We start from the raw sequence: 10,943 nt of genomic DNA, 5'->3' as shown, positions 1-10,943 counted from the left end.
CCGGCAGAACCGGACGGGGCTTTTAGCGTCACAAGATGATGGTTGGACGATCACCAGCCCGGACGGCAGTGCAGGCCGCCATAGGGACCGCGCCAGCAATAGCCGCCGCCCCAGCCCCAACGCGGGCCCCAGCCCGGGCCGTACCACCAGTCGATGAACAGGCTGGCATTGGTGCCGCTCTGCGGCTTGTCGTTGCTGAGCACCTTGTAGTTGTAGACGAGCGTGTCGCCGGTCAGGACCGGGTTGGTCAGCTCGACCACCGCCGTCACGGGCTTGCCGTCAACCGTCACCGCGAGGGTGGCGTTCGGCGGATCGCGCTCGAAGTCGCCCTTGCCCTCGGTCCAGAACTTCACGAAGCCCGGGGTCGGGGCATCGCCGGTCATGCGCTCGGGGCGGTCCGAGAACATCAGGGTCTGAGGAGCAATGCCCTTCAGCGTGATGGTCTTGTCGTCCACGGTCACAGAATCGGCCACCTGAACGAACAGCCAGTTCGCCGGCTTCATTTCCTCGGCGTTCGCCGGCTTCGCCGGCGCCTGGGCATTGGCGACGCCGACAGCGCCGACCAAGGCGATGAGCGCGCCGTAAATCACTGATTTCATGGCTCTCTCTCCATGCGGGGGTCTCGTTCCTTACCGCGGCCTGAACATATCACCGACTTTGCCTATTTCCACCCCGGAACGGCAATTCAAACCAATTAGAACTCATTAAATTTAGGAAATATAGGTAGCCTTATAGAAAGCGATGGAGGTGCCGGGAAAGGAAGACTTCCTGATCTTAGTCGTCAAGCTTAACTGGAATACGAAATATTCGCCCGCTGAAGTAAAGTGAGCATCGGGCCAATTTGTAACGCAAAACCGGAACGCCGCCGCGCGCATACTTTCTCGCGCGGCGGAAGATGTGAGAGGCCGTGTGCGCGCAGCATGGTCACTCGTCGAGAAGGCCCGCCAGCTTCAGGGCGACACCTTGAGACCCTTCGACGCGCAGACGCCCGGTGGAGAAGGCGAGCATGGGGCCGATGCGTCCGGTGATGAGCTTGTCCAGCGTGTCCGTGGACAGCTTCAGCACCGCCTCGGCCTCGCCGTCGCTGGCGGAGATGTCGGCCTTCGGGCCGGTGGCGTCGAGCAGGATCGACTCGCTCGTGTCCGTGAGGTCGAAGCGCACGCGATGGCCGAGGGCCGAGAGCGCGTCCGCGCGCTCGGTCATGGCGTCGATGAGGGAGGAAAGATCGGCCACGCGGGCTCCTTTCAGGGGATGGGGAGGGATCAGAACATCGCTTCGTCGAGGGCCATCATCGCCGACTTGCCGGCCTTGATGGAGCCCCACAGCGCCGCGACCTCGGGCAGCAGCTTGTCCATGTAGAAGCGGGCGGTGACGATCTTGGCCTCGTAGAAGGCCGCGTCCGCGCCGGCCTCGCCGCGCTTCTCCACCGCCACCTTGGCCATGCGCGCCCACATATAGCCGAGCGCCACGAGGCCGAAGAGGCGGAGATACTCGGTGGCGGCGGCGCCCGCCTCGTCGGGGTCCCTCAGGCCCTTCTCGGCGATGAAGCCGGTGGCGAGCTGGAGTGCGCCGAACGCCTTGCCGAGCGGCCCCACCAAAGGCCCGATCTCCTCGTGGTCGAGATGGGCGTCGATGAATTCCAGCACGGGATGGAAGAAGGCCCGGAGGTAGCGCCCCGTATGGGCCGGCAGCTTGCGGCCCACGAGGTCGAGGGCCTGCACGCCGTTGGTGCCTTCATAGATCATGGCGATGCGCGCATCGCGCACATACTGCTCCATGCCGTGGTCGCGGATATAGCCGTGGCCGCCATAGACTTGCATGCCGAGCGAGGCGTTCGTGAAGCCGAGATCGGTGAACAGCGCCTTCACGATGGGGGTCATGAGGGCGGTGAAGTCCTCCGCCTTCTGGCGCTCCTCCTCATTCTCGGACCGCTCCATGAGGTCGAGATTGCGGGCCACCCAGCCGGCCAGCGCCCGGCAGCCTTCATTGTAGGCGCGCATGGTCATGAGGGTGCGCCGCACGTCCGGGTGGACGATGATGGGATCGGCGGGCAGCTCGGGATGCTTGGCGCCGGTGAGCGCACGGCCCTGGAGGCGTTCCTTGGCGTAGGCGACGGCGCTCTGATAGGCGGCCTCGCCCACGCCGAGACCCTGGGTGCCCACGGACAGGCGCTCGGAATTCATCATGGAGAACATGGCGCGCATGCCCTTATGGGGCTCGCCGACAAGCCACCCCTTCGCACCGTCGAACGACATCTGGCACGTGGAGGAGCCGTGGATGCCCATCTTGTGCTCGATGCCGGTGCACATGACGCCGTTGCGCATGCCCGGCGTGCCATCCTCCTTGGGCAGGAATTTCGGCACCAGGAACAGACTGATGCCCTTGATGCCCTTGGGCGCGTCGGGAAGGCGCGCCAGCACCAGGTGGATGATGTTCTCGGTGAGGTCCTGCTCGCCGGCGGAGATGAAGATCTTGTTGCCGGTGATGGCGTAGGAGCCGTCGCCATCGGGCTCGGCCTTGGTGCGCAGGAGGCCGAGATCGGTGCCGCAATGGGGCTCGGTGAGGCACATGGTGCCGGACCAGGTGCCCTCCACCATCTTCGGCAGGAAGCGTTCCTTCAGCTCCTGCGAGGCGTGGTGGGTGAGGGCCACGTAAGCACCGTGGGTGAGGCCGGGATAAAGGCCGAAGCCGAGATTGGCCGAGCACATCATCTCTTCGATGAGCTTGGTCACGCTCGCCGGCAGGCCCTGGCCGCCCCATTCCGGGTCGCAGGCGATGCCGTTCCAGCCGCCGTCCACATAGGTCTGGTAGGCGTCCTTGAAGCCCTTGGGCGTGCGCACCACGCCGTTCTCATAGGTGCAGCCTTCAAGATCGCCGGACTGGTTGATGGGGGCGAGCACTTCCGTGACCAGCTTGCCGGCTTCTTCCAGCACGGCGTCGATGAGGTCGGGCGTGACCTCTTCCAGGCCCTTCATCTCTTTCAGGGCGTCCGAGCCGTGCAGCTCGTGCAGCACGAACCGCATGTCGCGCAGCGGGGGCTGATAGACCTGCATGGTGGTGTCTCCCGTGTTCTTTTTCCGTTTGTGCAGCGATCTCCCTCCCCCCTTGCGGGGGAGGGTTGGGGAGGGGGGTATGGCGCCGCCAGGGCTGCTCGCGTCGGAGCAAAGTGGAGAGACACCCCCCTCCCTAGCCCTCCCCCGCAAGGGGGGAGGGGACTTTTCTCGGACTAATTCCTCAACGGCCGGCCGGTCTCCAGCGTGTGCTCGATGCGGGCCAGCGTCCCGTTGGTCTTGATGAGGCGCATGAAGCTTTCCAGCTCCAGCGCCAGCACCTGCGTCTCGCTCACCGGCGCGATATGGTCGGCTTTGCCGCCGGAGAGCACAGTGGCCAGCGCATCCGCCACGACGAGGTCGTGCTTGGTCGCGATGCCCCGGCGGTGGAAGCCCTCCGCCGCCATCACGAAGGCGACCTTCCCAGAGGGGCCGGGCAAGGTCAGCTCCAGCGGCACCGGCGGCTTGTAGTCCTCCGCCATCTTCAGCGCGCGGGCCTTGGCATCGGCCAAGAGGCGGTCGCGGTTCATGGTGATGCCGTCGCTCTCGCGCAGGAACAGAAGCTCCTTCGCCTCGGCGGCGGACTTGGAGACGGTGGCGACGCTCACCGTCTCGAACACCTTGGTGGGCGCCGGCATGGGGCCCTTGGGCAGGGACTTGTCCGCCTGCCAGCGGCCCAGCATCTCGGTGCAGCCGCCCCAGCCCGGGACGAGGCCGACGCCGCATTCCACGAGGCCGATATAGCTCTCCGCATGGGCCTGCACGGCGCTGGAATGCAGCAGCATCTCGCACCCGCCGCCGAGCGCCATGCCGGCCGGGGCCGAGACCACGGGGAAGGGGGCGTATTTCAGGTCCTGGTAGGTCTTCTGGCCGGAGGACACCAGCTTCTCCACTTCGCCGAAGGCGGCGATGTTGCAGGCGAAGAGGGCAAGACCCAGATTCGCGCCCACGGAGAAGTTGGAGCCCTCATTATAGATGACGAGGGCCTTGTGCTTGTCCTTCACCAGCTTGATGGCCCGGCCGAGCAAGGTGATGATGCCCTCGTCCAGCGAATTGCCCTTGCTGGTGAATTCCAGGCACAGCACGCCGTCGCCGATATCCCACAGCGCCGCCGAGCCGTTCTTCATTACCGGCTCGGTCTTCAGCTTGATGTCGGCCAGCAGCAGCACGCCCTCGGGCCGGACGATGTCGTGATAGGCGCCGTCCGTGCCGAGATATTGCCGCGTGCCGTTCTCCACCCGGTAGAAGGGCATCGTCTCGGCCTTTGCCAGCAGGTCCGGGATGGCCTCGCCGTCTGCCTTCAGGCGGGCGATGAGGTTGGCCGCGCCGATCCTGTCGATCAGCTCGAACGGGCCCCATTTCCAATTGTAGCCGAGCCGCATGGCCTCATCGACGGCGACGATGTCGTCCGCCGCCTCGGGCACGAGGCGCGCGGCATAAGCCAGCGTGCGGCCCATGACGCCCCAGGCATAGCGGCCCATCTCGCTCTGGTCCGCCAGGAGGGTGGAGACATCCTTGCCCGCCTCTTCGGGAAGCGATGCCTTCTCTTCCTTGCGGTACTGGCCGGTGGCGAGGTCGATGGCCTCCTTCACCTTGCCGCCGCCCTCGCGGTTCAGCCGGTAGAAGCCGCCCTTGCCCTTGCGGCCCGTGAGGCCGGTGCTGATCATTGTCTCGATCAGCGGCACGTCCTTCAGCAACGCATGGAACGGGTCGGAGGCGGGCAGAGCCCGCTTCAGGCTACCCTGGACGTGGGGCATGAGGTCGAGGCCGACCAGATCGAGGAGGCCGAACACGCCGGTCTTGGGGAAGCCGAAGGGCCGGCCCATGACCACGTCCGCTTCTTCCACCGTGAGGCCCAGATCGAACGCCTGCGTCACCGCCGCCTGCATCCAATAGGTGCCGAGGCGATTGGCGATGAAACCGGGCGTGTCCTTGCAGGTCACCACCGTCTTGCCGAGCTTCACGTCCGCGAAGCGCGAGACCCGGGCGACGGTTTCGGGATTCGTCTCCGGCCCCGACACCACCTCAAGCAGACGCATGTAGCGCGGCGGGTTGAAGAAATGGGTGATGAGGAAGTCGTGCCGGAAACCGTCCGACAAGCCCTTGGTCAGGTCCGCCAGGGGAATGGTGGAGGTGTTGGAGGAGACCGGCGTGCCGGGGCGGCGGGCGCTGTCGATCTTGGTATAGAGCGCCTGCTTGATGTCGAGGCGCTCCACCACGGCCTCGATGATCCAGTCGCATTCGGCGAGCTTTGCGAGGTCGTCCTCGATATTGCCGGGCGTGACCCGCTTCGCATTGCTCTTGGACATGAAGGCGGCGGGCTCCGCCTTCAAAAGCTTCTCGATGGCACCCTTGGCGATGGCGCTGCGGTCGCTCGCGCCCTCCGGCACGATGTCCAGCAGCAGCGCTTCGACGCCCGCATTGGCCACATGCGCCGCGATGCCGGCGCCCATGACGCCGGCGCCGATGACGGCGACCTTCTTGATTTCCGTCATGGTGCGCCTCACACCCGCTCGAGGACGGTGGCGATGCCCTGGCCGCCGCCGATGCACTGGGTGGCGAGTGCATAACGCCCGCCCTCGCGCTTCAGCAGCGAAGCGGCCTTGCCGACGATGCGCGCGCCGGTGGCGCCGAGCGGATGGCCGATGGCGATGGCGCCGCCATCGATGTTCAGCGTCTCGTTGGCGATGCCAAGCTCATGGGCGCAGGCGAGCGCCTGGGAGGCGAACGCTTCGTTCAGCTCCACCACGCTCACGTCGCCGATCTTGATGTCCGAGCGGGCGAGCGCCTTCTTCGTCGCCGCCACGGGGCCGATGCCCATGATCTCCGGCGCGCAGCCTGCCACCGCCACGCCGCGCAGGCGGGCGAGGGGCTCAAGGCCGTTCTTCTCCGCATAGGCCTCGGTGCAGACCAGCACGGCGGAGGCGCCGTCGGTCAAAGGCGAGGAGGTGCCGGCGGTCACCGAGCCGTTCTGGTCGAAGGCGGGCTTCAAATTGGCGAGGTCGTCGGCGGTGGTCTCGGCGCGGATGCAGCCGTCCTTGTCGATGGTCTTGCCGTTCGCCTTGATGGGAACGATCTCGGCGTCGAAGCGGCCTTCCGCCTGGGCCTTCGCCGCCTTCTTCTGGCTGGCGAGGGCGAAGGCGTCCTGGTCGGCGCGGGTGATCTGCCACTTGCGGGCGACATTCTCCGCCGTGTCGCCCATGCCCATATAGGCGGCATGGTTCTTGGCGTAGAGGTCGGGGTTCGGCATGGGGTTGAAGCCGGTCATGGGCACGCGGCTCATGCTCTCCACGCCCGCGCACACGAACACTTCACCCGCGCCGAGCTGGATCTGGCCGGCGGCCATGTGGATGGCCTGCATGGAGGAGCCGCAGAAGCGGTTGACCGTAACCCCCGCCACCGACTGGGGCAGGTCCGCGATCATGCCGATGAGGCGCGCCACGTTGAAGCCCTGCTCGGCCTCTGGGAAGGCGCAGCCGACGATCAGGTCCTCGATGTCCTCCGGCTTCACGCCGGTGCGCGCGATCAGCTCGCGCACCACCTGGGCTGCGAGGTCGTCGGGACGGACACGCGCCAGTTCACCGCGCTTGGCGGGGGCGAAAGGCGAGCGGGCATATCCCGCAATGACCACGTTCTGCATGGGCTCTCCTGCCATTTTGCTTGTTGTCGTTGGGCTTTTTGCCCGCTGTGTCGATCTTGCGCCGTTTCCTGCTGCGAAATGACGACGGTAGGATGATGGTCAGCCGGCGACCTTCTTGGTCGATCCCTTGTTCTCCAGGGCGGCCACCGTCTGGGCCTCGATCTCCTTCAGCTCGATGATCGATTCCTCGAGCGCGACACGCTGCTCCTCAAGCATGGCGAGGCGCGCGCGGACCTTGCCGACGAGCAGGCGGATCTGCTCCGTCTGGGAGGGATCGATATCGTAGAGGTCGAGATATTCCTTGATCTCGCGCAGGCTGAATCCCAGCCTTTTTCCACGCAGGATCAGGACCATGCGGGCGCGGTCGCGCTTGGTGTAGATGCGGATGTTGCCGGCGCGGCGTGGCGCGATGAGGCCCTTGTCTTCATAAAAGCGGATGGTGCGCGCAGTGACCGAAAGGTCGCGGGCCAGTTCCGTGACGGTGAAGAAGGTGTCCGTGAGCGCGCCGGGGACGCTTCGCTTGGCAGCCACGATGGTGACCTCACCTATACGTCATCTATCGGCACCAAAGATACATCCTTTGACGGGCGGCGCAAGCGGGCATGCGGGGCGACTCACCCAACCCGTTTCGAAAGTATTGCTGCGCCGCAAAAAATGGACGTGAAGTCTTCGACGTCAGTGCGGCGGTATGATTCGGCGGCCGACAGGTGAAGTCCGGCGACGCAAAACGCCCGGGCTATGCTTAATTCCGGCTTGAGCCTTTATTTGCCTGCGCCGCGCCGTGGCTTGGCAGCCACACTCCTTGTTCAACCATCAATCCACAGGGGAATGCCCGTTGACCGAGCGGGGAGATCGGGCATGCTGACGTATAGGAGATGGGATGTACCTTTAAGAGCGTCGTCAGGACGCCACGGAAAATCCGGTTTCTAGAGGAAACGCCAATCATAGGGGCTGATATGATCCAGGCCGGCAGACCGTCCCGCGTTACGCGGTTCCTTGTGCCTTCCATGCTTCTCGCCACCGCGGCGGTGCCCATGACCCTCGTGGAGGCATGGGCCGGCGGCTTCGGGCTGCGCGAGCAGAGCGCCTATTACCAGGGCTCGTCTTTTGCCGGTAACGCGGCCGGCGGCGCAGGCCTTGCCTCCATGTACTGGAACCCGGCGGCTCTCAGCTTCGTGCCGGGCATGCAGGTGGAAGGCAACGTCACCTATATCGCGCCTCACGCCTCCATCGACGTGCTCTCCGCCCGCAGCCCGCTCGGCACCAATCTCGGCGCCCTGGGCGTCGACAACATCGTCGACAGCGGCGTCCTGCCCACGGGCTATGCCAGCTATGCCTGGGACCGGATCGCGGTCGGGCTTTCCCTCAATTCGCCTTACGGCCTCGTCACCGACGCGACCTGCAACTGGTCCGGCCGCTATTACGGCTGCTACAATCGCATCTTCGACCTCAATCTCGGCGCCCAGATCGCTTACCGGGTCACGGACTGGCTCACCATCGGCGGCGGCGTGAACGCCAACTATATCGATGCGAAGCTGACGAATGCGCAGCTCCTGGGTGGCGCGCCCACCTTCCCGCAAGGCAATGCGGTGGTCGACGGGAGCGACATCGGCTACGGCTTCTCGCTCGGCGCGCTGCTGAACCTCTGGCCCGGTACCACGGTCGGCGTCGGCTATCGCTCCGCCACCAGCCAGACGCTCGAAGGCCTCACCAACCTCACCACCGTAGCCGGCGTTCCGGTGGCGACGCTCGGCACCTCGGCGGGGCTGACGCTGCCCGACCAGATCACGGCCTCCTTCCGCTCTCAGATCAATCCGCAATGGGCGGTGATGGGCTCGGTGGAATGGACCAACTGGTCCCAGGTCCAGGAACTCGTCATCCAGCCCTTCGGGGCAGCCCCGTCCGTGCTCAATCTGCAATGGCAGGACGGCTGGTTCTTCTCCGGCGGCGTGGAGTATCAGTGGACGTCTCAGCTCGCGGTGCGTGCGGGTCTTGCCTATGAGATGACCCCCGTCACGGACGCCTACCGCTCGCCGCGCCTGCCCGACACCGACCGCATCTGGGCGTCCGCCGGCCTCACCTATGCCTGGACGCCGAACCTCTCCATCGACCTCGCCTACACGCACATCTTCGGCCAGAACGGCACCATCACGCAGTTCCCGACCGAACTCGGCAACGCAACCCGCGGCTCGCTCGTCGCCGACGTGAGCGATGCCTATGTGGATATCATCTCGGTCGGCGTAAGATACCGCTTCGACGCGCCCCTTCCGAAAACCGTCCTCGTGACGAAGTAGGCGGCGCGCGGACGCGGTGGTTGCCTGATACAAGGCGGTCGCCGCGGCCGGAGGAAGATGGCCCGGTCAACGGGCTACATTTGCCGGAGCGGGAGGCCGAACATGCTCGCCGTGGACGAAACGGGCATCCAGACAGGGTCCGTGCAGGACTTGCTCGACGGGAGCGTCCGCAAGCATGGCACCCAGGTGTCCATGAACTTTATGGGCCGCAAGTGGTCCTATGCGGAGCTCGGCACTCTGGTGGATGCCGCCGCGGCGGGCCTCCAGCGCCTCGGCGTCGGCAAGGGCACCATGGTCGGGCTCTGTCTGCCCAATATGCCCTATTCGGTGATTCTCTACTTCGCCATCCTGAAGGCTGGCGGCACCGTGGTGAATTACAGCCCGCTCTATGTGGAGCGCGAGCTGGAGAACCAGATCAAGAATTCCGGAACCACCATCATGGTGGTGCCCGATCTGAAGCTGATCCATTCGCGCGTCGCCGCCATCGCTGACGCGGCGGGCCTGAAGAAGATCATCGTCTGCTCCATGCGCGGCGTGCTTCCCTTCTTGATGGGTCTCGGCTTCCAGCTCTTCAAGCGCAAGGAAATCGCCGTCTTCGACCGCAATGACGGACGCCACCTGACCTTTGACGACCTCACGCACGAGGGAGGCCGCCCGCGCCCGGTGGAGGTGGACCCCGACGTGGACATCGCGGTGCTGCAATATACCGGCGGCACCACCGGCATCCCCAAGGGCGCACAGCTCACCCACGCCAACATCACCGCCAATGCGGCCCAGGTGCGCGACCATGTCTGCAATCTGAGGGAAGGGCAGGAGAAGATCCTCGGGGTGCTGCCCCTGTTCCACGTCTTCGCCATGACGAACGTGATGAACATCCCGATCTCGCTCGGCTGCGAGATCGTGCTGGTGCCGCGCTTCAACCTGAAGGACCTGATCACCACCATCGCCAAGGAGAAGCCGACGGTCTTCCCCGGCGTGCCCACCATCTTCTCCGCCATCGCGAATTTCCCCGGCATCACGCGCGAGCAGCTTTCCTCTCTGAGGCTCGGCGTTTCCGGCGGCGCGCCGCTGCCGGCCGAGGTGCGCGAGCGGTTCGAGACGCTCACCGGCTGCCGGCTGATCGAGGGCTACGGCCTCAGCGAGACCTCGCCCGTGCTCACCGCCAATCCGCCCACGGGGGTCATCAAGGACGGCTCCGTCGGCCTGCCGGTGCCCGGCACGGTGATCGAGATCCGCGACCTTGCGGACCCGAGCCGCATCCTCGGCGTGGGCGAGAAGGGCGAGGTGTGCGCGCGCGGCCCGCAGGTGATGAGCGGCTATTGGCATGCCCCCGAGGCGACCGAGGCTGCCTTCATTGATGGTGCCTTCCGCACCGGGGACGTGGGCTATCTCGATGCCGACGGCTATCTCTTCCTCGTGGATCGCATCAAGGACGTGATCCTGTGCGGCGGCTACAACGTCTATCCACGCATGATCGAGGAAGCGCTCTATCTCCATCCCGCGGTGGCGGAGGCGGTGGCCATCGGCATTCCCGACCCCTATCGCGGCCAGGCCCCCAAGGCGTTCGTGACCCTACGGGCAGGGCACAGCGCGACGCCCGACGAACTCCTCGCCTTCCTGCGCACGCAGCTCTCCAAGGTGGAGGTGCCCAAGCAGGTGGAGATTCGCGAAAGCCTGCCGAAGACCCTGGTGGGCAAGCTCTCCAAGAAGGAGCTGGTGGAAGAAGAGAAGAAGAAGGCGGCCGCCAAGGCGGCGTGAGGAGGCTGGGGTCGCGGTTGTCCTGGACAAGTGAGAGCGCAGCTCGAACGCCGATCCGGGACCCAGCGCAAAAGATCGTCGAAGGCGCTTCACCCCATCTCCGACGCCGCGCGGCGGAGATGCTCTTTACGCTGGTCGCGGGGTGCCAGCTTCGCCGTGGCTTTGCGCTGGGTCCCGGATCTGCGCTCCGGCTCCGCCGTC

8 protein-coding genes are annotated in these 10,943 nt (G+C 65.6%); 2 read left to right on the top strand and 6 right to left on the bottom strand.

Annotation, left to right across the window (positions count from 1 at the left end; genetic code table 11):
* Window positions 1–50: 50 nt before the first annotated feature.
* From ABLE91_RS16130 to ABLE91_RS16105, 6 genes are all read right to left on the bottom strand, one after another.
* Window positions 51–599: a hypothetical protein gene (locus ABLE91_RS16130; protein ID WP_348932262.1), complete on the bottom strand. Its 549-nt coding sequence runs from the start codon at window positions 597–599 to the stop codon at window positions 51–53.
* 325 nt (window positions 600–924) lie between these two features.
* A complete protein-coding gene (locus ABLE91_RS16125; protein ID WP_348932260.1) occupies window positions 925–1,233 on the bottom strand; it encodes an SCP2 sterol-binding domain-containing protein in 309 nt (102 codons plus the stop codon).
* A gap of 29 nt (window positions 1,234–1,262) precedes the next feature.
* A complete protein-coding gene (locus ABLE91_RS16120; protein WP_348932258.1) occupies window positions 1,263–3,053 on the bottom strand; it encodes an acyl-CoA dehydrogenase C-terminal domain-containing protein in 1,791 nt (596 codons plus the stop codon).
* Window positions 3,054–3,226: 173 nt separating this feature from the next.
* Window positions 3,227–5,545, bottom strand: coding sequence for a 3-hydroxyacyl-CoA dehydrogenase/enoyl-CoA hydratase family protein (locus ABLE91_RS16115; RefSeq protein WP_348932257.1), 2,319 nt, complete (start codon window positions 5,543–5,545; stop codon window positions 3,227–3,229).
* Between the two features lie 8 nt (window positions 5,546–5,553).
* The gene (locus ABLE91_RS16110; protein WP_348932255.1) at window positions 5,554–6,690 is read right to left on the bottom strand and encodes a thiolase family protein; all 1,137 of its coding nucleotides are present in this window, start codon (window positions 6,688–6,690) and stop codon (window positions 5,554–5,556) included.
* Window positions 6,691–6,789: 99 nt separating this feature from the next.
* A complete protein-coding gene (locus ABLE91_RS16105) occupies window positions 6,790–7,221 on the bottom strand; it encodes a MerR family transcriptional regulator (protein WP_348932252.1) in 432 nt (143 codons plus the stop codon).
* A 476-nt stretch (window positions 7,222–7,697) separates the two neighbouring features.
* Between ABLE91_RS16105 and ABLE91_RS16100 the strand changes: the two genes are divergently transcribed.
* Window positions 7,698–8,984 carry an OmpP1/FadL family transporter gene (locus ABLE91_RS16100; RefSeq protein WP_348932251.1) on the top strand — a complete coding sequence of 429 codons (1,287 nt, stop codon included), beginning with the start codon at window positions 7,698–7,700 and terminating at the stop codon, window positions 8,982–8,984.
* Window positions 8,985–9,086: 102 nt separating this feature from the next.
* Window positions 9,087–10,742, top strand: coding sequence for a long-chain-fatty-acid--CoA ligase (locus ABLE91_RS16095; RefSeq protein WP_348932249.1), 1,656 nt, complete (start codon window positions 9,087–9,089; stop codon window positions 10,740–10,742).
* Window positions 10,743–10,943: the final 201 nt, after the last annotated feature.

Source organism: Aquabacter albus (assembly GCF_040049275.1).
Classification (GTDB): Bacteria; Pseudomonadota; Alphaproteobacteria; order Rhizobiales; family Xanthobacteraceae; genus Aquabacter.
The sequence above is the reverse complement of the archived record's forward strand: the minus strand, read 5'-3'. Positions and strand labels throughout refer to the sequence as shown.

Excerpts from the sequence above, each read along its gene's own strand:
- ABLE91_RS16120 (WP_348932258.1), bottom strand. The coding sequence starts at position 3,053 with ATGCAGGTCTATCAGCCCCCGCTGCGCGACATGCGGTTCGTGCTGCAC.
- ABLE91_RS16100 (WP_348932251.1), top strand. The coding sequence starts at position 7,698 with ATGCTTCTCGCCACCGCGGCGGTGCCCATGACCCTCGTGGAGGCATGG.
- ABLE91_RS16095 (WP_348932249.1), top strand. The coding sequence starts at position 9,087 with ATGCTCGCCGTGGACGAAACGGGCATCCAGACAGGGTCCGTGCAGGAC.
- ABLE91_RS16110 (WP_348932255.1), bottom strand. The coding sequence starts at position 6,690 with ATGCAGAACGTGGTCATTGCGGGATATGCCCGCTCGCCTTTCGCCCCC.
- ABLE91_RS16130 (WP_348932262.1), bottom strand. The coding sequence starts at position 599 with ATGAAATCAGTGATTTACGGCGCGCTCATCGCCTTGGTCGGCGCTGTC.
- ABLE91_RS16115 (WP_348932257.1), bottom strand. The coding sequence starts at position 5,545 with ATGACGGAAATCAAGAAGGTCGCCGTCATCGGCGCCGGCGTCATGGGC.